Here is a 22130-nt window from a genome sequence, read left to right on the forward strand (position 1 = left end):
TACGAATATAACCTATATTGGAGATTTCGATGAAATTGTTATTTAGTGTTTTATTATTGTTCTGTTCTAGTGCTTTTGCAAATGAATGTATAACAAAAACAGATGTTGATTTTCTGAAAAAAGTATTTATTTCAAACGATAAAAATGGGCTGATTGCGCTTGCTTCTAATGGAGTAAAACATAATATAATTAATGATGAGGTTTTCAAGAACAAAAGCATTACATTAAAAAGCCTCTCTGAGATTACTTATGCATGGGGGCGGAAAAGAAACGATGGTAGTCCTTTTCACTTAAGTCTTAAATTTCCTGGACAAAAATTATGTGTTTGGCGGGTAACATTTACTCTTCCTAAAAAGATACGAGAACAGTGTGATGATGACGGAGCCTATGGGTATTTCATAAACTTCATTAAAATTGGTAACTCTCTTAAGTTAAGCGATTTCACATCTTTATTTGTCGTGCTGGATGATGGCACTTTAGCTTGCTCAAGTGCAAATGAGTTTATGATGCAAAAAATTGTGAGTATTGAGAAGGACATCTTGTTGGAATGAGGGATGTGGTGGCAGGGAAAGATCATGAAAAGTATATTTTTTGTACTGTAAATCCGACTGGTTTTGCTTGAAAAATGACCTGTCATTGATGTAAGAAACTATCACTTTTCTGGTGTATGTGATCAAATATCTCGTAGTGAAATAAGGAGAATAGACATGGACCTCGAGAAATTAATGAAACATATTTCAATTATTCTTGGTTACAGACAATCATAGGAAGTGGATCATAAATTATCAGATATCTTACTTCTGACAATATGCGCTGTTATTTCGGGAGCAGAAGGCTGGGAAGATATAGAAGACTTCGGGAAAGTACATATTGATTTTTTAAAGCAATATGGTGATCTCGATAACGGTATTCCGGTTCATGATACTATTGCCAGAGTTGTAGCCTGTATCAATCTAAAAAAATTTCATGAATGCTTCATCAACTGGATGCGCGATTTTCAGGGATAAGACATATAGCTGTGAATATTCTGACGCAGAATAAGGAATTTAAGGCAGGAATGAGAAGAAAGATGAGAAGAGCGGCGATGGACAGAAAGTACCTCGCGTCAGTCCTTTCGGGGTGCGGGGTTTCGTAGTCTTGCCCTGCTTTTGATACGTTGCTGAGTTCTTCAGCCAGATTGAGTAAACCGGCTTTGTGTTTGATGACGGGATTGGTAGTATGAATCATGAGAGTTACCTCGTGTTTTGTATAAGGATTCGACACCCATATCAAAACCGGTCACTCTCAACCTTTCAAGGCCATGTGTCAGATCAAGTCACGACTAATACACATAATCTAAAAAACGATAAGATTCTGTTAAATTACATGTTGAAAAAATGGAAAGCTATTTCAATAACAAAAATAAATTAACTCCTTAAACCTGCGTTGAAAGAATAGTTCTTTATTTGGTTGTGGCCTTCCATAGTATGATAATTATAACAAGTTTCGTATTTCTCTCATTTTCATCCTAAACCAATTTATCTATTCTGTAATATGGGGAAATGAATGTCATATTCACTTAAACATTTGCCTGAATGCTACCCCAGACCTAAACCTCTGAAATTTTTTCGTTGGCTTATTGCTCTGGTTGTCATGCTTTCGTTCAGTTTTATATTAATGCGTATATTTGGGCGTTATATTGAAAACCTGTACTTTTGGACGTTTGCTTTAGGTGTACCAATTGCTTTATGGAGTGTTTTGTTCGCTTCTTGTCTCCTTCTGTGGGCATTGCAGGATAGCAAAGCAAATGCTTTCGACAAACAGCGAGAACAGTGGATCCTTAGAGAAACCCGTAAGGCACGGCGTGCACTGCAGGTGCTGAATGCAACATTTATTACCGGCCACTCATCAGTTGCTCAGAAAGAGGCAGCTATTGCTATGCAAAATAACGATAGCATTATTGTTTCACAGGTCGACCGGGATGGTAATGAAAGCTCCAGAATGAGCCAAATTTCTTCTAGTCCGCAGGACTCGCTAAAATTCGTGATAACGAATATTTTTTCGCAGTTGATTGCTGGTATTCCTTTTGCACAAATCCCTGACAAAGTACCACTGGTAGTATTTTTTGATGTAACAACATCGCTGCCTCTGGAGAGTATTCGCCATTACTGGGACGAGGCCTGGCAAAAAAATAATATTACTCTTCCTGTTGAATACGGTGAAGGGAGTGGACTCAGCTTAATTGACCGCTGGCTGAATATACGTATTAAAGGGCTTTGTTGAATAAATCGAACTTTTGCTGAGTTGAAGGATCAGATCACGCATCTTCCCGACAACGCAGACCGTTCCGTGGCAAAGCAAAAGTTCAAAATCACCAACTGGCCCACCTACAATAAAGCCCTCATCAACCGTGGCTCCATAACTTTCTGGCTGGATGATGAAGCTATTCAGGCCTGGTATGAGTCGGCAACGCCTTCATCACGGGGAAGACCTCAGCGCTATTCTGATCTCGCCATCACCACCGTTCTGGTCATTAAACGCGTGTTCAGGTTGACCCTGCGGGCTGCACAGGGTTTTATTGATTCCATTTTTACACTGATGAATGTTCCGTTGCGCTGCCCGGATTACACCAGTGTCAGCAAGCGCGCAAAGTCGGTTAATGTCAGTTTCAAAACGTTCACCCGGGGTGAAATCGCGCATCTGGTGATTGATTCCACCGGGCTGAAGGTCTTTGGTGAAGGCGAATGGAAAGTCAAAAAACACGGCAAAGAACGCCGTCGTATATGGCGAAAGTTGCATCTGGCAGTTGACAGCAACACACATGAAATCATCTGTGCAGACCTGTCGCTGAACAATGTGACGGACTCAGAAGCCTTCCCGGGTCTTATCCGGCAGACTCACAGAAAAATCAGGGCAGCATCGGCAGACGGCGCTTACGACACCCGGCTCTGTCATGATGAACTGCGGCGTAAGAAAATCAGCGCGCTTATCCCACCCCGAAAAGGCGCGGGTTACTGGCCCGGTGAATATGCAGACCGTAACCGTGCAGTGGCTAATCAGCGAATGACCGGGAGTAATGCGCGGTGGAAATGGACAACAGATTACAACCGTCGCTCGATAGCGGAAACGGCGATGTACCGGGTAAAACAGCTGTTCGGGGGTTCACTGACGCTGCGTGACTACGATGGTCAGGTTGCGGAGGCTATGGCCCTGGTACGAGCGCTGAACAAAATGACGAAAGCAGGTATGCCTGAAAGCGTGCGTATTGCCTGAAAACACAACCCGCTACGGGGGAGACTTACCCGAAATCTGATTTATTCAACAAAGCCGTATTAAAGATAAAGCAATGTTATTGATCGTGGGGCTCCAGTTTAATCCTGCCGTTTCTGACAACACAGCTGAGGCCGGTGTAGCGCTGCTGCTGGGTAATCGCCTGACGCAGGATATACTCGAACCTCTCGCGTTGCTGCATCGGCCAGATGCTTCCCCTCCAGGTGAACTGAGCGAGGGAATGAACATGGCCGCCTGGAACGTCCCGCTCAAAGAAAATATCGTGAAAAATTTATGGCTTGCCGGGCTGACGGGTGGGCAGCATGCAGAAGTGATCGCGTGCCAGAATGCACATCCTGCGCAGTCTGTAGCGGACGACTCCGTCATTTCACTCGACAGGTCTATGGGACATGCCGGAGCGGCAGCCCCCTGGCTGGCCATCGCGGCCGCCACTGAAATCACCCGACAGACACAGTCCCCACAGATGATTATCTGCGGTGATACGACACAGAATGTGCTGTGGAGCACGCTCATTACCCCGATTGCTTCCCGACAGGAGATGGATCCGTGAAGCTACCTTTTGCTTTTGCACCGAAGACTACGGAAGGCCGCTATCTTGCTGTCGCATTGATTTTCTTTTTGTTGTTAGCCGTTATGACGTTCATGGTCTGGAAGCATCCGGATATTGCCGGGATTCAGGACGGTAGTCAGCAGCAAACTTACTGGGTTATCGCTGGCGGATGTATTTCAGGATGCACACTTATCATGCTGGTTGTGCACCTGTGGGCTGCTCTCAGTGCCGGTAAAAAGGAGTTTAATGCGCTTGTCGCCAATACCAGTGGTGATGATGAGAAAAAGAAACGGGAAAATGATAACGCCCCTGTTCACCCTGCGGTGGCCATGTGTGACAGGATTCGGGTGCATCTCCGCTCCCGCACTGGTCTTTACTGGCGTCGGAAAACCCGCCTGTTGCTGATTACGGGCGATGAAGCCGCAATCGAACAGCTGGTTCCCGGCCTGCAACAGCAGCAGTGGCTCGAAGGCAACCGCACCGTGCTGATTTACGGCGGTAGCCTGGCATCGGAGCCTGACCGCGAAAAATACACCGCATTACGCAAACTGCGCCGCGGACGCCCGCTGGACGGGATTGTCCGTGTCATACCCCCGTCACTTAACCTGACCCCGCAAATCAGCGACAGCGATTTACGCGGGCTGGAAAAAATCAGCGAACTGCTGCGTTATTCCGCCCCGGTCTGGCTGTGGCAGCTGTGCGACAGCAACTGGTCGCAGGGTACGCGTCCTGAGCAGGCTGTAGGGGCAAGCTTTCCCCTGCGCGCAAAAGAAGACGATATTATCCGCCAGTTGGAGCGGATGCTGCCGGCCCTGCATACTCTGCGTAATGATGCCGGGCGTCTGCAGCATAATGCTCAGGAGGGCGCCCCCTGGTATCAGCGCTTCGGCCTGGACCATAACCAGCAGTTGCTCGACGCGATGCTCCCCTGGTACGGCGTGGCCAACAACCGCCTGATACGCGACCCGGCAAATGAGGCGCTTAAGCAAAAGCTCAGCGCGCTGGCAAATTCTGCACCCAACAGCGACCAGCGGGCGCAGCTGGCGAAACCGGGCTACGACCAGTTGAAAGCCTGGCTGATGATGGCCCGGCCGGATAAAGCCGACGGCGCATTCTACGCACAGACCATGAAAACCGTGCAGCCGACGCGGACAGGTATCTCAACCGGTCTGTGGCAGAGCCTGGCGCCGGATTTGTGGGCTTTTTACATTTCCGAACTGCCTGCGCAGCCAAAGTGGGTAATCACGCCGGATGCGCAGCTGATCAGCCAGAGCCGCCAGGTCCTGCTGCAGCAGATAGGACGGCGCAACGCGGAAAGCACGCTGTATAAGAACATGCTCAAATCCGTGCGTCGTAACTTTGCCGATGTGTCTCTGGAGGACATGACTGGCGGTACCGATGCGCGGCGACTGTTTACCACCGAGGAGGTGGTGCCGGGCATGTTTACCCGCCAGGCCTGGGAGGGGGGGATTCAGCAGGCCATCGAAAAGGCGGCGAACTCCCGCCGGGATGAAATCGACTGGGTGCTCAGCGACAGCCGAAAAGCCGTCTCCTCAGACCTGTCGCCGGAAGCCCTGAAAGCGCGTCTGACACAACGTTACTTCACTGACTTTGCCGGCAGCTGGCTGAGCTTCCTCAACAGCCTGCAGCTTAATCCGGCGAACAATATTGCAGACGTTACCGACCAGCTGACGCTGATGAGTGACGTCCGCCAGTCGCCGCTGATTGCCCTGATGAATACGCTCGCCTGGCAGGGACAGGCCGGCCAGCAAAGCGAAGGTCTTTCGGACTCCATCATCAAATCGGCCAAAGACCTCGTAGGCAGAAAGGACAAACCGATGATTGACCAGTCTGCCTCAGGCCCGCAGGGGCCGCTGGATGAAACCTTTGGCCCGCTGCTTCAACTGCTGGGCAAAAACAAAGGCAGCAACGTGATGTCGGCGGATAACACGCTGAGCCTGCAGACGTACCTGACCCGTATCACCCGCGTGCGGCTGCGCCTGCAACAGGTGGCCAGCGCTTCTGACCCGCAGGCGATGATGCAGACCCTGGCGCAGACCGTGTTCCAGGGCAAAAGCGTGGACCTTACCGACACCTGGCAGTACGGTAGCCTGATTTCGGCAAGCCTTGGCGAGGAGTGGAGCGGATTTGGCAGCACAATGTTTGTGCAGCCGCTGACCCAGGCCTGGGAGACCGTGCTTCAGCCGTCGGCAGCCAGCCTGAATGATAAATGGAGCCGCTCGGTTGTCGCGAACTGGCAAACTGCCTTTGACGGTCGTTTCCCGTTTGCCGCCAGCAAAAGTGATGCCTCCCTGCCGATGCTGGCGGAGTTTGTGCGCAAGGACAGCGGGCGCATTGAGCGCTTCCTGACGACGGAGCTCAGCGGTGTGCTGCACAAGGAGGGCAGCCAGTGGGTGCCGGATAAGGTCAACAGCCAGGGGCTGAGCTTCAACCCGGCCTTCCTGCGGGCCATTAATCAGCTGAGCCAGCTGTCGGACATTCTGTTTACCGATGGCAATCAGAGCATTACCTTTGAGCTGCAGGCGCGTCCTGTGCCGCAGGTGGTGGAAACGCAGCTGACCATTGATGGGCAAAAGCTGCACTACTTTAACCAGATGGCTGACTGGCAGTCCATTCGCTGGCCTGGCGACACTTACAAACCAGGAACCATGCTGACATGGACCACCGTCAATGCCGGTGCGCGTCTGTTTGGTGATTACAGCGGGACCTGGGGCTTTATTCGCTGGCTTGACCTGGGTAAGCGTCAGCAGCTTGACCGCAGCCAGTGGATGATGAGTTTCACCGCACCGGATGGCCGCACCCTGCAGTGGGTGCTGCGCTCACAGCTCGGCAGCGGGCCGCTGGCGTTACTGGCGCTGCGCGGCTTCACGTTGCCGGATCAGATATTCAGCGTCGACAGCGCGGCTACGGCTCAGGCGCTGATGACCAAAACGGAAGACAGTGATATCGACGGAACTGAATGATGGACACTCTGCAGGATCTGCTGTCAGGCGAATGAAAATCTGCTGCGACAGCAGGCGCAGGCACGCACGGAAAGCTGGCAGCCCTGGCTTGACCTGCAGTGGTACACTTTTCAGTCCTTGGCGAGGTCGGGCCAGGAGGTGCTGTCCGGCATCATCACTGCAGACCTGAAAGGGTTGCTGCGCCGCCTTACCGGACTTGAAACCCTGGCCTTTAATAACGGGACGCCGTTTGCCGATGAGGTCACGCTGAACGGGATAAATCAAAGTGTGCTGGACGAGATGTCCGGCAGGCGGGAAGAGCCGGCTAGTGCTGTCAGTGAGACGGACAACGATATTGTGGCCCTTGTGCCGGAAGCGCAGGAGAAAACGGACACTGACGGCCTGGATGCCACATTTCACTGGCTGCAGACCCGGCCGGACACCGATTCTACAACAGATAAATGGTTGCTGCGTCTGCTGATGGCTCGCGTGGCCAAGTAGAAGGCAAAAATGAACTGGCCCTGCATTTGCTGGGCGCGCTGGATAGCGCTGCATAGACAATCACCCTGACGCAGTGGACACCGGTACTGTTATTTGAGGTCAAATCGCGTCGCCTCAGACTGCTGCGCATGAAAGCCACCCGCAGTGAAACCGATAAGTCACGGTTTCAGCCTGAAATGGGCTAGCTTCTGGCTGGTCTGATTGCGCTCGATCCGGCAAGCAGTGCGGTGCTTTGTGGGTAATCGGGACTGAATTCAGCTAAAAGGAAAATGTATGCCAGCAAAAGGCTTTTATCTGGTGCAGGGCGACAAAACCACCTGCGGCGGGAGAATAACTACCGGGGCAGAGGATCACACGCTGTTTGGTAAACCGGTTGCCCGGGAACAGGACAGCGTAACCTGCGGTCATCATCCCGGGATTTACAGGATAGCCGGTGGCATCGACAATGATACCATACACGGCAGGCGAATGGCCGGAACACTCGACAGCTACAGTACCTGTCCGTGTAAGGCAAAGTTCATTCCATCGATGATGAATGATACGTATGAGAAGAGCAGTGGTGCTTCCGTTGCAGAATCAGCAGCAGGCTTTACGGCCGCCCCGACTCAGATTTCTCCTGAGCTGCCTGGTTATCTGACCGGTGAACAAAAGCAGGCAGGATTTGTATCCGATTATCCAGTTTTACGAAATACTCATAATTTCCCCGATGGTAATTTGAGGGTAATGTTGAATGCCAATAACCACAACGTCATGCTACTTACGCTTGGGGAGGTTTTTGAGTATTTGACATCTATGGGATTCTATAAATCAGGGTGGTCCTTCGTTTCCCAAAGCAAACCCGGTGAATTTGTTGTTAACTACGGTACAAGTATAAAAGACGCATACTCCACTTCGAAGGTATTATATCAGCTAGGTAACCTTGGCATAACTGCAACAGTATATGTTAACCACAAGGGAACAGAGTTAATAAAAATAAGTGGTTATGCAGGGGTCCGGAAAATATTAAATGCACCTGTGTTTGCCGCAAAAAATCCACAGATCATCAAGTATGGAATAGGAAGTTACGGACTAAATAACGCTATAAAAGATGGTTTTCTTTTCGGTCTGATTTATGTATCTGTGGCTGATTCCGTTGGCTTTATCTTAAATGATGAGACTACATTAGCGAAATTCATAGGGAAGTGGGCTGTTGATGTGCTTAAAGTCGGTATTTCTTCAGCGATAACCTGGGGGGCTGGTGCTTACGCTGTAGGGGTATTCTCAACAATTGCCGCCCCATTAGTTGTTGTGCTGGTTGCTGGTGCATTATCCGCATGGGCACTCAATAAATTAGATGATGAGTTTAAAATTACAGACAAAGTCGTTTCTCTCATTGAATCGGCGCAGCAGGAGTTTGTTGAGAAAGCAAAAGAAATGGAGAAAGGCTTGTGGGATTTGGGCGCAATGTATGTTGATGGTATGCTTTCCCGTGGGAAAGAGGTTGTTGAATATGAGGTGAAAAAATACTTAAGACAAACATTAGACAGTTTTGAAAAGGAGTGGTTTTAATGGGGGCTTTTTCATTTAAACGTAGAATTGGAATGTTTTTGGGGATGCTGTGTCTTTATGTACCCTTGATCTTAGGGGGGGGGTATTTTCCTTTAATACGCTTAAAGAATATTTAACATTTCCATCTGAATTATCATTCTCATCTTTTTTTGTTTATGGGTTTTCTGCTGTATTTATCTTGTCCCCTGTCGCATTTTTTTCATTATGGCCTATTTTTCTAGGGCGCAGAGTTTCGATTCAGATACAAAAATATGTAACTAAGTACATGATTGTATTGTTCATTGTTACGGTCGTCATTCAGATTGGATTTAAGGTTTATTTCTCAAATAAACTTGAAGATAAAGGATACGTTGCCTGTCCAGACATCCCTAAAGGTTGGATGCCTGGCATGGCAACAAGATATGTAAAAGATCCCCGGAATTGCCGTCAGTAATATCAAAATATTACCCGAAAAGCCGACTGGACATCGAGTGTGAGATAATGCAATTTATTGAAAATATAGTGACGATCTTATATCTCAGGTGATGGGGCTATGAGTCCAAAACGCAGATTTATTGGGAATCTTATTATTTAGTGTGCTTTTTTGTGCGCCCGTAGCTTTATTTTTACTGGTAAGTACAGCAGTTCTTTCCCTTTCATTTATAGATATCAAATACACGTATGAACCTGTGTTAACTGGAACACGCCTGGATTATCTGGTTGACGAAACCTATTCCATGGCTTGGTTGTTCTTTTGTACGTCGAATATTGCATTTTTTGTTATTTATATCGTATTTTTTCTGGTTTTTAAGTGATTAAGTAAAAAATGTTAGTCGGTACTATCTCATTTCATTAAGTTGTAAGCTGTCATGGCTTCGCTTTATTCCTGAACACAGTAAGACACTCAATTATATTGGTTATCTATGGACGACTTAACCCTGCGTTATTACGACGCCGAAATGCGCTACCTGCTGGAAGCCGGCGAAGAGTTTGCCCGCGCTCACCCCGAGCAGGCGGCAATGCTCAATCTCGATAAAGCGGGCGCGCGCGACCCGTACGTGGAGCGCCTGTTTGAGGGCTTTGCCTTCCTGATGGGGCGTCTTCGCGAGAAACTCGATGACGACCTGCCGGAACTGACCGAAGGGCTGGTCAGCCTGCTGTGGCCGCAATACCTGCGCACCATTCCGTCGATGTCGGTGGTGGAGTTCACGCCCGACTGGCGCGAGATGAAAGAGAAGATGCGTATCGTCAAAGGTTTCGAGGTCAATTCGCAGCCGATCGGCGAGAAGGCTACCCGCTGCCGATACACCACCACCAAAGAAATCACCCTTCAGCCGCTGTCGCTGGAGCATGCCCGTCTGTCGACTGACCCTGACGGGCGTTCGGTCATCAACCTGCGCTTTAACTGTAGCCATCTCGCCGACTGGAGCCGTGCCGATCTCAGCCAGATCCCGTTCTACTTCAATGCTGACGCACCGCTGGCCTGCGCCATGCATGAAGCCTTTACCATGAACACGGCGCGTCTCTGGCTGCGAATGCCGGGTGATACGGACAGAAAGCCACTCGACGGGTATTTCACCGCGCTGGGATTCGGCGATGATGACGGGCTGTGGCCGAAGGACAGCAGCAGCTTTAGCGGTTATCAGCTTTTGCTGGAGTACTTCACCTTCCGCGAAAAGTTCATGTTCACGGGCCTGCGCGGGCTGGAGACCGTGGTCTTTCCGGCTGAGCTTCCGTGGTTTGAAATCGACGTGGTGCTGGCGGAACGCTGGGAGCATGACTTCAGCTTTACCGAAAAACATCTGCGCCTGAACTGTGTGCCGGTGATTAACCTGTTTCCGCTGGAATCTGACCCGCTGACGCTGAATTCACTGCAGACCGAATACATGCTGCGCCCGATGCGCGTGCAGGATGGCCATACCGAGATTTATGCTGTCGATTCGGTGATATCCTCAAGCCAGTATACCTATGTACCGTTCTCCAGTTTCCGCCACAAAGGCGGCATGATGCGCCATGAAGCGCCGGAGTATTACTACCACACCCGCGTGCGCCGTGGTCCGTCAGGACTGTATAACACGTGGCTTATCCTCGGCGGCGAAGCCTTTGATAATCACACGGTGCCGGAAAACGAAAGCCTGTCCCTCACGCTCACCGGTACCAATGGCCAGCTGCCGCGACGCGCATTACAAAGCACCGTGCTGGATACGGTGATGAAAAGCACCTCGGCCAGCGTCGCCGTGCGTAACCTGTGTGCGCCGACGCTGCCCTGCTATCCCCCGGCACAGGACCGTTTTCACTGGCGCGTGCTGAGCCACCTCGGCAGCGGGTTTCTGTCGATGATGGATAATGCCGACGTGCTGCGCGGCACCCTGGCGCTGTATGAATGGACCGACAGCGAGATGAACCGCCGTCGCCTGGAAGCCATTATTGACGTGAAGCACAGTGAGACCGGGCGATTTGAGCAGGGCTACCTGGTACGCGGCGTGCAGATTGAGGTGACCCTTGACAGCCACGGCTTTGCCGGTCGCGGCGACATCTGCCTGTTCGGCGAGATGCTGAGTCGCTTCTTCGCGCTTTACACCGACATCTATCTGTTTAACCGCCTGATTATTATTCTGCAACCGACCGGAGAGCGCCTGGAATGGGAAGAGAAGCACAACCGCCGCATTCCTGGCTGAGCCCGCGGCTCGCAGCCGACCTGCACCGCATGAATTTTTATCGCTTCTGTCAGCTTCTGGAGAAGCGTAATCCGGACAGGCCGCTGATGGGGTCAACCAGCCACCCTGCTGATGACCCGGTGCGGTTTGCGCCGCATCCGGGGATGGGGTTTCCGGGCAGCGAACTGAAAGCCGTCGAATATGACAAGGATGATGACAGCAGGCCACCTCGCATCCGCACAACCTTTATGGGGATGTACGGTGTCGACTCACCCCTGCCGACAGCCTATCTCGATGACATCACTCAGTGCCGTGAAGGGCATGACGCGCTGCAGGGCTTTCTGGATATTTTCAGCCACCGTATCCTGACGCAGTTTTACCGCATCTGGCGGAAATACTCTTATCCGGCCACGTTTGAGGCAGGGGGAACTGACTGCATTTCGCAGTCGCTGCTGGGTCTGGTGGGGCTGGGCATACCGGGAACCGCAAACCATATCGCCACACCGGTATCCCGCTTTCTGGCGCTGCTCGGTGTGCTGCGCCAACCCGGCAAAACCCAGGAGGGGATGCAGGCGCTGGTGAGACTGCTGGCCCCGGATACTACGGTGCAGGTAAGTCCGTACTGCCTGCGGCCGGTGGAGATCGGCCAGCCGCTGGGTTTTTACGGCGATGACGATTTTCTGCTGGACGGCAATACGCCGCTGGGGGAAGAAGCGATGGATGCGGGCAGTCAGCTGCTGGTTGCGCTCAGGACGGATAACGAACAGGAAGCGCAGGGCTGGAAACCGGATGGTCTGCTGTATCAGGATTTTCTGGTGATGCTGCGTGTTTATCTCGGCTGGCGTTTTAAGGCCAGGATCACCCTGACCACCCGGACCCAACTGCTGGCCGTCCCGCCGCTCGGCGAAGAACCTTTCTGGCTCGGCATGAACGGCGTGCTGGGAGCGGAGGAGGGGGCGTTTGCGGACGATATCCCGCTGAGCTTTACGACAGAACTGGGTTACTACACCGGGCTGGTGCCTGCGAAACCACAACAAGGAAATCGACGTGCTAAGTACAAATTTGATTAAGCCCGCGTGCTGGCTACCTGCTCTACTGGCGTTCAGCCTGGTGGGCTGTGGGGTGACGCAGAGTATCACGGATGGCACCAAATCGGTGTATACGGCGGTGTTTTATAAGAAGATTAAGGTGCTGCATCTGGATTTTACAGCCCGTGAAGCACTGAATACGGATTCCCGCGAGAGTAACTCACTCTCCGAGCCGGTGGTGGTTCGTGTCTACCAGTTGAAAGACCGCAAAACCTTCGACAAAACGGTTTATCAGCAACTCCTCAAGAACGGCGACACGATCCTGCAAGCCGACCTGCTGGCGACCCGCGATGTGGTGATAAAGCCGGGTGGGGATGCGAATCTTGATATGCCAATGAAAGAAGGCGCGCAGTTTGTTGCGGTGGCCGGACTGTTCCGCCATCCGGATATGGTCAACAATACCTGGAAGCAGGTTCTCAGACGTGAAGATCTCGATCCGGATAAACCCCGTGTTCTGGAAGCTGGAAATAACCACCTTGCATTACAGCCGCTGAAGGAGGACTAATGCCACAGGGACACAACACACCCTCGCTGTATGAAATGCTAAGTGGTAATCCCGCCAGTCAGCAATGACGTCAAGGACATAGCGGAGATAGCTTTCTGGCTACATAGGCCTGGTTCCATTTTAAATTCAGGAGAATGGCGAGTTCATTTGATGAAATGCCTTTTCATTACGTTATTTAACAGCTCAATTGTAAGGCCGATCGCAAAATTTACCCTGATGGCAATATCCATAAGCGCGATTGATGTTCGCCCGGTGCCAGCGGGTGTTATTTTTGTGTGTAAGAAAACGCAATACTGAGGGGGTAAGAAACAGAAAAACTTAATCTTTTCTTAATATTTCCGCCCAACAACCTTTATCTCTTTAGCCGCGCCCCACGAATCTTCCTTTAAATTACGCCAGCGTCACAAAAGCCGTAAAAAAACAAACCCCGGCGTTGCAAGGCTCTGGCGTCCCGCTATATGTTAAATTTAAGTTTAATAATTGATATCTAAAGGTTGATTTTATGTATATGAAAATTAGTGGGTTAGTGATTTCACTGACGGCAGCTATCTCCGGACAGGTCCTTGCCGCAGTTCCTCAGGGCTATCCGGCGGATTATCAAAAGGTGGTGGATGCCGGGATTAAAGAAGGCAAAGTGGTTATCTATTCAACGACCGATACCAAGGCCGCAGGCCCGTTAATTAAAGGGTTTGAAGCGCAATATCCCGGCATTAAAGTTGAATATAACGATATGAACAGCACCGAATTGTACAACCGCTATATCAGCGAACAGGCGGCGGGCGGCGGCAGCGGCGACGTGGTCTGGAGCTCTTCCATGGATACGGCGCTGAAGCTCGCCACCGATTACGCCGAAGAGTACGCCTCGCCGGAGCGGGATAAGCTGCCAAAATGGGCGGTCTGGCAACAGAAAGCCTACGGCACGACCTACGAGCCGGTGGTCTTTATCTACAATAAGCGGCTGATCCCTCAGGGCGAAGTACCGGACTCGCATACCGCGCTGGCGAAGCTGATCGCCGGCCAGGCCGATAAATTCAAAGGTAAGGTCACGACTTATGACATTGAAAAATCGGGTCTGGGTTTTATGCTGGCGGTACAGGACAGCAAAGCCGATGCCAGCTACTTTGACGATCTGGCGGGCATAGCGAAAGGCGGCCTGACCGTGCAATCGTCCACCGGTACGATGATGGAGCGCGTCTCCTCCGGGGAAAACCTGATTGGCTACAATATTCTCGGATCCTACGCGGAGGCGCGGGCCAAAAACGATCCTTCGCTCGGCATCTCCTATCCGAAAGATTATGTACTGGTGCTCTCGCGGGTCTCTTTTATTACCGCAGAAGCCGAGCACCTTAATGCCGCGAAGCTGTGGTTTGATTACGTGCTGTCGGAAAAGGGACAAAGCATCCTGGCGAACCAGGCCGATATTCCCTCCCTGCGCAATGATATCGAAGGTAAAAATGATATCGACGGTATGACCAAAATGCTCGGTAGCGCGCTGAAGCCTATTCCGGTCGATGAAACGCTGCTGGCGTATCTTGAGCCGAAACAACGACTGGAGTTTATCAAACAGTGGCGCACCGCCGCGGCGAAATAACCCTCCGGCGCTGCGCATCATTTCAGGATGCGCAGCCCGCTTAACGCCCGCCAGGTTTAAAGGGATCGCTTATGAATGTCTTACGTCGAAAATGGCAGGGTTTGCCGCGCGGTATCGTCGTCGTGATGACGGCGCTGGCGATTTATGTCCCGCTGTTATTTATCGTGGTGCAGAGCTTTCTCTCGGCGCCTTTTTTTGCCCGCACGAAATCGTTCAGCCTCGAAGCCTTCGCCTTCATCTTTAGCGACCCGGATTTTTATCTGGCGCTCAAGTCCGGGTTTATTCTGGCGTTTGGTCTGGTGGCGATTGCCATCCCCCTCGGCGGGATCCTCGCCTTTTTAATGGTACGTACCGATTTACCCGGGCGGCGGTTTATCGAGCCGCTGATTCTGGTACCGATTTTCGTTTCGCCGATGGTACTGGGCTTTGGTTACGTGGTGGCGGCCGGGCCGGTGGGCTTCTTTTCGCAGTGGGCCGAGCAGCTGATCGGCTTCGTGCCGTGGAATATTTACTCGATGTTCAGCATCGTGGTAATTGCCGGGCTGACGCACGTTCCGCATGCCTATCTCTATATCTCTTCCGCGCTGCGCAGCGTCGGATCGGATGTCGAGGAGGCCGCGCGGACGGTGGGCGCATCGCCGCTGCAGGTGATGACCTCGGTGAGCCTGCCGATGGTGCGACCGTCGATACTCTACGCCTGCGTACTGCTGTTTTTCCTCGGCCTGGAGGTATTTGGCCTGATGCTGGTGCTGGGCGATCCGGAAGGCAACATGGTGCTGGCGACCTATCTCTATAAGCTCACCAACAAGCTCGGTACGCCTTCTTATCACCTGATGGCGGCGGTGGCGGTGGTCCTGATCTGCATCACCGTTCCGCTGGTGATGCTCCAGCGCCGCCTGATGCGCACCGCCAACCGCTTTGTCACCATGAAGGGAAAAGCGTCCCAGGCCCGCGCGCTGCCGCTGGGGAAATGGCGCTGGGTCGCCGGGATTGTGGTGGTGGCATGGCTGACGGTCACCATTGGGGTGCCGCTGATCGGCGTGGCGCTGCGGGCCTTTATTTCAAACTGGGGCGTGGGCGTTTCGCTGTGGGATGAACTCTCGCTGGCGACGTTCCGTAACATCTGGCAGCAGCCGAATCTGCTGCGCGCCATCGTTAACTCCATGGCGATTGGGGTGATTGGCGGCGCGCTGGCGGTGGTCTGCTATCTGTTCGTGGGCATCGCGATGCACCGCAAACCGGATAACGTCACGCGCTTTCTGGACTATAGCGTGCTGGTGCCGCGCGCGGTGCCCGGGCTGCTGGCCGGGCTGGCGTTTCTGTGGGTATTTCTGTTTCTGCCGATGTGGCTCGATCAGTCGCTGAAAAACGGCTGGCTCTCGGCGCTGCCGGTGGCAGACTGGCTGCGTGAACATCTGATCGTTCAGCTGCGCGCGCTGCGTAACACCATTTTTAGCGTCTGGCTGGCCTATACCGTCGTATGGATGGCTTACGGGCTGCGGCTCATCTCCTCGACGCTGCTGCAGGTAGCGCCGGAGCTGGAGGAGGCCGCACGCAGTACCGGCGCATCGCGCGGGCAGATCACCCGCCACGTCACGGTTCCGCTGTCGCGCTACGGCTTAATCGGCTCCTGGCTGCTGATGTTTCTTATCTTCGAGCGCGAATATTCCACCGGGGTTTATCTGCTCTCTCCGGGCACCGAAACCATCGGTTCGATGCTGGTGTCGCTGTGGGCGGCGGGGCTATCGATATCGTTGCCGCGCTCTCCTTTATTAATATTCTGCTGGTGGTCGTGGGCCTGGGTATCGCCCTGCGCTTTGGAGTGAAATTACATGATTGAATTATCGGTAGAAAACCTGCATCTGACCTACGGTGATAATCCGGTGCTCAAGGGCGTGTCAATGGAACTGAAGCGGGGTGAGGTGGTCTCGCTGCTCGGGCCATCGGGCAGCGGAAAAACCACGCTGCTGCGGGCGGTCGCCGGGCTGGAGAAGCCGACCAGCGGCATTATCACCATTGGTAAAACCCGCGTTTATGACGGCAACCCGCGTAGCGAAATCCCGGCGGAGGCGCGCAACCTGGGGCTGGTATTTCAGTCCTACGCGCTGTGGCCGCATAAAACGGTGTTTGAAAACGTGGCGTATCCGCTGAAGCTGCGTAAGGTTGCCGCCGCGGAGATCAAGCAGCGGGTGCAGACCGTGCTTGAACAGCTGGGTCTGGGGCATCTTGGCAATCGCCATCCGCACCAGCTCTCCGGAGGGCAGCAGCAGCGCGTGGCCATCGGCCGGGCGCTGGTTTACAACCCGCCGGTAATTCTGCTGGATGAGCCGCTGTCGAACCTTGACGCCAAGCTGCGGGAAGAGGCGCGGGTCTTTTTGCGCGAGCTGATCGTCAAGCTGGGGCTGTCGGCGCTGATGGTCACGCACGATCAGAACGAGGCGATGGCGATTTCCGATCGCATTCTGCTGCTCAATAACGGGGTGATCGAGCAGCAGGGAACGCCGCAGGAGATGTACGGTAGCCCGAGAACGCTATTTGCCGCCGAGTTTATGGGCAGCAATAACCGGCTGCATGGCACCGTCACCGCTCTGGATAATGGTCGGGCGCGAATTGAGGGCGCCAGCTGGGCGCTGTGGGGGATGGTCGGGGAGGGGGTCAAGGTGGGGGAAGAGGCGACGGCGGTGATCCGCGTTGAACGCCTGCGCATCGCCTCAGCGCCTGAGGAGAATATGCTGGCATTGCCGCTGCTGACCAGTATGTATCTCGGCGACCGCTGGGAGTACCTGTTTCGCACCGAGGGCGATGATTTCGCCATTCGCGCCTACGGCAGCGCGCTGCGCGATGCCGAGCGCTGCCATCTGGCCTTGCCCGTCAGCGACCTGTGGATCTTCCCTAAAGGGTGAGATAAAAAAGCCCCGGCGCTGAAGCCGGGGCAAACCATGTCAGAGCTTATTTATTATTAGCTAAATACCATGCCGCCATCGATCAGCAGCGATTGGCCGGTCATATAGTTGGAGTCCGGACTGGCGAGATAAGAGACGCAGGCCGCGACGTCTTCCGGCTCGGAAAGCCGTCCAAGGGTAATGCGTTTGGCAAACTCCTGGGTCCCGTAGCCCAGCGGTTTACCCGCCGCTTCGGAAACCTGACGGTCGATTTCCGCCCACATTGGGGTTTTAACGATCCCCGGGCAGTAGCCGTTAACGGTAATTCCCAGATGCGCCAGATCGCGGGCGGCGGTTTGCGTCAGGCCGCGCACGGCAAACTTACTTGAGCTATAGACCGCCAGTTCCGGGTTACCCACGTGGCCCGCCTGGGAGCAGGCGTTGATGATTTTGCCGCCGTGGCCCTCTTTTTTAAACGCCTCTACCGCGGCCTGGATACCCCAGATAACGCCTTTGACGTTGATATTATAGACTTTATCGATCACGTCCTCGCGAATCTCTTCGATAGGCGTGGAGGGGGCCACCCCGGCGTTGTTCACAATCACGTCAAAACCGCCCAGGCCCTTCCGCGCCTGTTCTACGGCGGCAAAAACCTGGTCGCGTTTAGAGACATCCACCTTCACCGCCAGCGCCTGACCGCCGCCGCGGTTAATTTCATCGGCGACCGCCTGTGCGGTGGCGTCATTGTAATCGGCGATAGCCACGGCAAAACCATCTTTAACCAGGCGAAGGGCGATAGCTTTCCCGATGCCCTGGCCCGCGCCGGTCACGAGTGCGACTTTTTTCATTGCTGGATTCCTTCTGTAGTAACTCAAAGTATTTGACTGAGATGAAGCTGGCCCATCAGCAGCGGGTTGTCGCTGTAATCAACGGGGATGGCGACCACGGCGGGGCCGTCGACGTCCATCGCCGCCCGCAGCGTCGGCTCAAGGGCGGCAGCGCTCTCTACCGCAAACCCTTTGGCGCCGAAGGCTTCGGCGTAGGCTTTAAAGTCCACCGGACCGAACTCAACGCCGGAGAGCCGCTGGTATTTTTTCTCTTCCTGAATCGCCACCATGTTGTAGCCGTTATCGACCCAGATGATATGCAGGACGTTAGCTTTTAGCCGTACGGCGGTCTCCAGCTCCATACTGGATTGCAGGAAGCCGCCGTCGCCGGAAACCGAAACCACTTTGCGCTGCGGGTTCACCAGCCAGGCGCCAATCGCCCACGGCAGCGCCACCCCCATGGTCTGCTGGCCGTTGGAAATCATGACCTGACGGGCGCGGAAGCTGTAGAGATAGCGGGCGATCCAGATGTGAAAGCTCCCCATATCGACGGTCAGCGTTACGTCGCTGTTGACGATGTCCTGCATGGCGCGAACGATGCGCAGCGGATGAAGGGCAAACTGGTTCAGCTGCGCGCCGCGGCGGTCGAGCAGCTCCCGCTGATGCTGGCGGTCAACCAGGATCTCGGCGGCCTGCGGCGACAGCACCAGCTGGTGGTCGATACGCTGAGAGAGTTTGTTTAGAGTGGCGGCAATATTGCCGACCAGCTCGATGTCCGGGGTATAGTTGCGCTCTTCGTAAGCCGGCAGCACGTCGATATGCACCAGCGTGGCGTTGCCGTTATTCCACATGGCCGGTTCGTACTCCACCGGGCTATAGCCGATGCAGATGACCAGGTCGGCGAGATGCAGGAGTCGATCCCCCGCCTGGTTATTGAACAGCCCAACCCGCCCGGCGAAGCGGGTAAAGTGGTCCTGATTCACCGCGCCGGCGGCCTGATAGGTGCTGGTAACCGGGATATGGCTTTTTTTCAGCAATTCACGCAGCGCCGCGCTGTTTTCCGCCTGGCTGGCCATCAGGCCGAGCAGGAATATTGGATTTTTAGCGCCGGCAATCATCTTCGCGACTCGCTCAATGGCTTCGTCCGGCGCCGCGCCGGTCTGCGGCGCATCGCTGGCGGGCAGAACCCTGGCGTGGACCGGCCCGTCGACCACGTCCTGCGGCAGGCTGACGAAGGCGCTGCCGGGACGTCCCTGCTCGGCGGCGCGAAACGCGTTGGAAACCACTTCCGCCAGCGCTTCCGCGGCGGTGACTTCCACCGAGTATTTGGTTACCGGACTAAACATCGCCACCGTATCCATACTCTGGTGCACCTGTTTGGCCTTGTCGGCGCGTTTTACCGCACCGCCCAGCGCCACCACCGGGTCGCCTTCGCTGTTTGCGGTGGCCATGCCGGTAATCAGGTTGGAGCAGCCGGGGCCGGACGTGACCAGCGCGACGCCCGCTTTCCCGGTGATGCGGCCAACCGCGGCGGCCATAAACGCGGCGTTGGCTTCGTGGCGTACCGGAATAATGCGAATGGAGGAGTCCAGCAGCGAATCGAAGACTTTATCGATTTTGGCCCCTGGAATGCCGAACACCTGTTGTACGCCCTGCGCCTCAAGCTGGCTGACGATAAGGTCGGCGCCGTGCGCCCACTGGCGCGGTTGATGTTGATTATCCACGAGAATCTCCTTAGTTTTCGACTGAGCGAATGGCGGCATCAAGATTGTCAGGATGCAGATCCGCCTGCAGGAAGGCGCTATCGGCAGGAAGGTCAATCATCAATTTGTGGATCTCACCAAAGGTCAGCACGCCGTGGTCGAGCTGATAATCGAGCAGATGGCCGCCGCCCTGGCGGTCATCGGTGATGAAGTGTTCGTGGTAGCCGGCAACGTTAATGCCCTGCATATGCTGCGGCGTGCGAAACCCCACCAGTACCCCTTCGCGCTGGTTGAAGCGGAAAACGGGCTGGTCGTCGAGCACGTCGGTCATCGCCCGGTAGGGCGGCGTCTGGCGCGGTACGGTGCGGGTATGGGCGTGGCGAAAATGGCCGTTGATACGCAGGGCGCAGAACAGATTATCGGAGGGGATTTGCCGGTCGATAATGTCGTGCAGCTGTTCGCGGCTGACCGGTTTATCAAACGTTTTGCGGTACTGCGGCTGAAACCAGGTCATCACCGCGAAGGGCGTACGCTGCTCCATGCGGGCTTTGCGGGCGCTGCCGTCGGCGCGCAGCTGGTAAACCTCGCTGCTAAACGCGATCAGCTCGCCGTCCAGTTCATTAAAGGTGCCCAGGCCGAAATCGCCGTGGGTGAGCAAATCGGCGATGGTGGTATTGCCCTCATAAACGCCGCTCAACAGCGCGCTCATCAGAGAAGTCTGGTAGATGACGCTATCGGGATGTTGCGCGGAAAATCCTCGTAGAGTTTCACACAGGCTCTCTTCGCAAGAGCATTCAGCAGAATGGTTCATTACCCGCTTCCTCGTTCAACGAATATCAGAAAGGTTAAATAAATGTTGACGCGATTCAGCTCACAGTTCCAATATAGAATCTATGATTGTTTGAGACGTTTTCGATATGGAACTTCGTTATCTGCGCTACTTCGTCGCCGTCGCTGAGGCGCGACACTTCACTAAAGCGGCAAAAGAACTTGGCATCTCCCAGCCGCCATTAAGCCAGCAAATACAGAGACTTGAACGGGAAATTGGCACGCCGCTTTTCCGCCGTTTAACCCGCGGCGTCGAGCTGACGGAAGCGGGGGAGTCTTTCTATGAGGATGCCTGCCAGATCCTGGCATTAAGCGACGCGGCGCTGGAAAAGACCAAGGGGATCGCCCGCGGGTTGAACGGCCGACTCTCGCTGGGCATTACCAGTTCTGATGCCTTTCATCCGCAGATCTTTAGCCTGCTCCAGCAGTTTCAGCACAGTCACCCGGGAGTCACGTTACATCAGGTCGAGGGCAATATGGCGACGCTGATGGGGGCGCTTGGCGAAGCGGAGCTGGATATCGCTTTTGTGCGCCTGCCCTGTGAAAGCAGTAAAGCGTTCAACCTGCGAATTATCGACCAGGAGCCGATGGTGATTGCGCTGGCGCGTTCGCATCCGCTGTCGTCCCATAGCGAGCTGACGCTGGAGCAGTTAACGGACGTGGCGCCGATTCTTTTCCCGCGGGAAGTGGCTCCGGGGCTGTATGAGCTGGTGTATAACAGCTATCTGCGCGCCGGTATTGATATGCAACGAACGTATCAGTCATCGCAAATATCGTCGTCGTTAAGCATGGTGGAGGCCGGATTCGGGTTTGCGCTGGTGCCGCAGTCCATGACCTGCATCACGCTGCCTAACGTCAGCTATCACCCTTTGTCGGGCACGCCGCTAAAAACCGATATTGCTATCGCCTGGCGACGCTACGAGCGCTCGCGCACGGTGAAGCGTTTTCTGGCCATGTTTTAATCCGCTCGGTAGCGCCTGGAGCCGGTGTTTATGAAAGATAGACATTGGCGGCGGTTGGCCCTCGCAGTCCGTTAACGCGACGAAATTCAACGCGGATTCCTGGGCTGATTGTGGTGGGTTCGCCGGGCGATAATGCGGAAATATGAACCTGAACGTCTTTACGACCATCGGAGGGGATTATCAGGCCTTTGCCTGTTTTATTATCAAATGCTTTGACAATACCTGTCATTTTTTGGAACAACGAAATACCTTTTAAATATGAAAACCGGCACGACT

General features: G+C 53.8%; 16 protein-coding genes and 4 pseudogenes. 16 read left to right on the forward strand and 4 right to left on the reverse strand.

Translation table 11 applies throughout. From position 1 onward, the window contains the following. Window positions 1–29 precede the first annotated feature (29 nt). The 15 genes and pseudogenes from CDA56_RS10675 to CDA56_RS10755 all read left to right on the forward strand — a co-directional run bounded on the left by CDA56_RS10675 (window position 30) and on the right by CDA56_RS10755 (window position 17555). The gene (locus tag CDA56_RS10675) at window positions 30–551 is read left to right on the forward strand and encodes a sugar ABC transporter permease (RefSeq protein ID WP_227633253.1); all 522 of its coding nucleotides are present in this window, start codon (window positions 30–32) and stop codon (window positions 549–551) included. A 156-nt stretch (window positions 552–707) separates the two neighbouring features. Then, window positions 708–995: pseudogene (locus tag CDA56_RS10680) on the forward strand (ISAs1 family transposase); the annotation flags it as partial. A gap of 550 nt (window positions 996–1545) precedes the next feature. Further along, on the forward strand, window positions 1546–2262 hold the full coding sequence (locus tag CDA56_RS10690) for a hypothetical protein (protein ID WP_228276623.1): 717 nt from the start codon (window positions 1546–1548) through the stop codon (window positions 2260–2262). 21 nt (window positions 2263–2283) lie between these two features. Next, a complete protein-coding gene (locus tag CDA56_RS10700) occupies window positions 2284–3252 on the forward strand; it encodes an IS5 family transposase (protein ID WP_023279773.1) in 969 nt (322 codons plus the stop codon). 55 nt (window positions 3253–3307) lie between these two features. Continuing rightward, window positions 3308–3820: pseudogene (locus tag CDA56_RS10705) on the forward strand (hypothetical protein); the annotation flags it as partial. Continuing rightward, window positions 3817–6804 carry an ImcF-related family protein gene (locus CDA56_RS10710; protein WP_103814356.1) on the forward strand — a complete coding sequence of 996 codons (2988 nt, stop codon included), beginning with the start codon at window positions 3817–3819 and terminating at the stop codon, window positions 6802–6804. The pseudogene CDA56_RS10705 and the gene CDA56_RS10710, both read left to right, overlap by 4 nt. Before the next feature lie 84 nt (window positions 6805–6888). Next, window positions 6889–7469: pseudogene (locus CDA56_RS10715) on the forward strand (type VI secretion system domain-containing protein); the annotation flags it as partial. A gap of 88 nt (window positions 7470–7557) precedes the next feature. Next, window positions 7558–8832: a PAAR domain-containing protein gene (locus CDA56_RS10720; RefSeq protein ID WP_102803306.1), complete on the forward strand. Its 1275-nt coding sequence runs from the start codon at window positions 7558–7560 to the stop codon at window positions 8830–8832. Between the two features lie 49 nt (window positions 8833–8881). Continuing rightward, window positions 8882–9265: a DUF1240 domain-containing protein gene (locus CDA56_RS10725; protein WP_228148415.1), complete on the forward strand. Its 384-nt coding sequence runs from the start codon at window positions 8882–8884 to the stop codon at window positions 9263–9265. 469 nt (window positions 9266–9734) lie between these two features. Beyond that, window positions 9735–11489 carry a type VI secretion system baseplate subunit TssF gene (gene tssF / locus CDA56_RS10730; protein ID WP_047723689.1) on the forward strand — a complete coding sequence of 585 codons (1755 nt, stop codon included), beginning with the start codon at window positions 9735–9737 and terminating at the stop codon, window positions 11487–11489. Beyond that, window positions 11453–12538: a type VI secretion system baseplate subunit TssG gene (gene tssG, locus CDA56_RS10735; protein ID WP_102803305.1), complete on the forward strand. Its 1086-nt coding sequence runs from the start codon at window positions 11453–11455 to the stop codon at window positions 12536–12538. The genes tssF and tssG overlap by 37 nt, the downstream gene beginning before the upstream one ends. Continuing rightward, window positions 12516–13061 carry a type VI secretion system lipoprotein TssJ gene (gene tssJ, locus CDA56_RS10740; protein ID WP_032749789.1) on the forward strand — a complete coding sequence of 182 codons (546 nt, stop codon included), beginning with the start codon at window positions 12516–12518 and terminating at the stop codon, window positions 13059–13061. The genes tssG and tssJ overlap by 23 nt, the downstream gene beginning before the upstream one ends. 502 nt (window positions 13062–13563) lie before the next feature. Continuing rightward, complete coding sequence (locus tag CDA56_RS10745) at window positions 13564–14652, forward strand: ABC transporter substrate-binding protein (protein ID WP_004851647.1); 1089 nt, start codon at window positions 13564–13566, stop codon at window positions 14650–14652. 71 nt (window positions 14653–14723) lie between these two features. After that, window positions 14724–16492 (forward strand): annotated as a pseudogene (locus CDA56_RS10750) (ABC transporter permease). Next, entirely contained in the window at window positions 16485–17555 is a 1071-nt protein-coding gene (locus tag CDA56_RS10755) for an ABC transporter ATP-binding protein (RefSeq protein WP_032692928.1), read from the forward strand. Before CDA56_RS10750 ends, CDA56_RS10755 begins: the two are co-directional and overlap by 8 nt. Window positions 17556–17611: 56 nt before the next feature. Here CDA56_RS10755 and CDA56_RS10760 read toward each other — a convergent pair whose 3' ends face one another. From CDA56_RS10760 to budA, 3 genes are read right to left on the reverse strand one after another with little or no spacing between them, the layout of a single operon-like run. Further along, window positions 17612–18382, reverse strand: a complete 771-nt coding sequence (locus tag CDA56_RS10760; RefSeq protein ID WP_102803304.1) for a (S)-acetoin forming diacetyl reductase — start codon at window positions 18380–18382, stop codon at window positions 17612–17614. A gap of 23 nt (window positions 18383–18405) precedes the next feature. Then, entirely contained in the window at window positions 18406–20085 is a 1680-nt protein-coding gene (gene alsS / locus CDA56_RS10765; RefSeq protein ID WP_014838692.1) for an acetolactate synthase AlsS, read from the reverse strand. A 10-nt stretch (window positions 20086–20095) separates the two neighbouring features. Next, the gene (budA, locus tag CDA56_RS10770) at window positions 20096–20875 is read right to left on the reverse strand and encodes an acetolactate decarboxylase (RefSeq protein WP_004851637.1); all 780 of its coding nucleotides are present in this window, start codon (window positions 20873–20875) and stop codon (window positions 20096–20098) included. Window positions 20876–20981: 106 nt separating this feature from the next. Here budA and CDA56_RS10775 point away from each other — a divergent pair, with 106 nt between their 5' ends. Beyond that, window positions 20982–21854: a LysR family transcriptional regulator gene (locus CDA56_RS10775; protein ID WP_014229640.1), complete on the forward strand. Its 873-nt coding sequence runs from the start codon at window positions 20982–20984 to the stop codon at window positions 21852–21854. 28 nt (window positions 21855–21882) lie between these two features. Here CDA56_RS10775 and cspF read toward each other — a convergent pair whose 3' ends face one another. Beyond that, window positions 21883–22095 (reverse strand): cold shock-like protein CspF, encoded by a 213-nt coding sequence (gene cspF / locus CDA56_RS10780; protein ID WP_004136705.1) that lies wholly within the window; start codon window positions 22093–22095, stop codon window positions 21883–21885. Window positions 22096–22130 lie beyond the last annotated feature (35 nt).

This window comes from Klebsiella michiganensis, from assembly GCF_002925905.1.
Classification (GTDB): Bacteria; Pseudomonadota; Gammaproteobacteria; order Enterobacterales; family Enterobacteriaceae; genus Klebsiella; species Klebsiella michiganensis.

Excerpts from the sequence above, each read along its gene's own strand:
- CDA56_RS10775 (WP_014229640.1), top strand. The coding sequence starts at position 20,982 with ATGGAACTTCGTTATCTGCGCTACTTCGTCGCCGTCGCTGAGGCGCGA.
- CDA56_RS10755 (WP_032692928.1), top strand. The coding sequence starts at position 16,485 with ATGATTGAATTATCGGTAGAAAACCTGCATCTGACCTACGGTGATAAT.
- CDA56_RS10745 (WP_004851647.1), top strand. The coding sequence starts at position 13,564 with ATGTATATGAAAATTAGTGGGTTAGTGATTTCACTGACGGCAGCTATC.
- budA (WP_004851637.1), bottom strand. The coding sequence starts at position 20,875 with ATGAACCATTCTGCTGAATGCTCTTGCGAAGAGAGCCTGTGTGAAACT.
- CDA56_RS10675 (WP_227633253.1), top strand. The coding sequence starts at position 30 with ATGAAATTGTTATTTAGTGTTTTATTATTGTTCTGTTCTAGTGCTTTT.
- tssG (WP_102803305.1), top strand. The coding sequence starts at position 11,453 with ATGGGAAGAGAAGCACAACCGCCGCATTCCTGGCTGAGCCCGCGGCTC.
- CDA56_RS10760 (WP_102803304.1), bottom strand. The coding sequence starts at position 18,382 with ATGAAAAAAGTCGCACTCGTGACCGGCGCGGGCCAGGGCATCGGGAAA.
- tssF (WP_047723689.1), top strand. The coding sequence starts at position 9,735 with ATGGACGACTTAACCCTGCGTTATTACGACGCCGAAATGCGCTACCTG.
- CDA56_RS10690 (WP_228276623.1), top strand. The coding sequence starts at position 1,546 with ATGTCATATTCACTTAAACATTTGCCTGAATGCTACCCCAGACCTAAA.
- CDA56_RS10720 (WP_102803306.1), top strand. The coding sequence starts at position 7,558 with ATGCCAGCAAAAGGCTTTTATCTGGTGCAGGGCGACAAAACCACCTGC.